Origin of the sequence: Paraburkholderia sp. SIMBA_053 (assembly GCF_046534895.1) — a bacterium.
GTDB classification, from domain to species: domain Bacteria; phylum Pseudomonadota; class Gammaproteobacteria; order Burkholderiales; family Burkholderiaceae; genus Paraburkholderia; species Paraburkholderia caledonica.
In genome coordinates, this window is the sequence record NZ_JAWRXU010001829.1 from 1 (window position 1) to 233 (window position 233).

At 66.5% G+C, this 233-nt stretch carries 1 pseudogene; it reads left to right on the forward strand.

Features of this window, described 5'->3' with window-relative positions:
- Positions 1–233 (forward strand): annotated as a pseudogene (locus SB753_RS41840) (xanthine dehydrogenase family protein molybdopterin-binding subunit); the annotation flags it as partial.

The window sequence follows — 233 nt, forward strand, 5'->3', positions numbered from 1 at the left end:
GGCGTCGGCTGTCGCTGTTGCAGGCCAACGAAGTGCATTACAACAACGAGCCGGTTGCGGTGGTCGTCGCGGACACGCTCGAGCATGCGACCGACGCCGCGCGTCAGTTGCGCATCACGTATCGGGCGAGCGCGGCCACGCTCGACTTTGCGCAGGCGAAGGCCAACGCGCATGCGCCCGACAAACCGCAGGGACGTCAAACGGATACGCAGCGCGGCAGTTTCGACGACGGC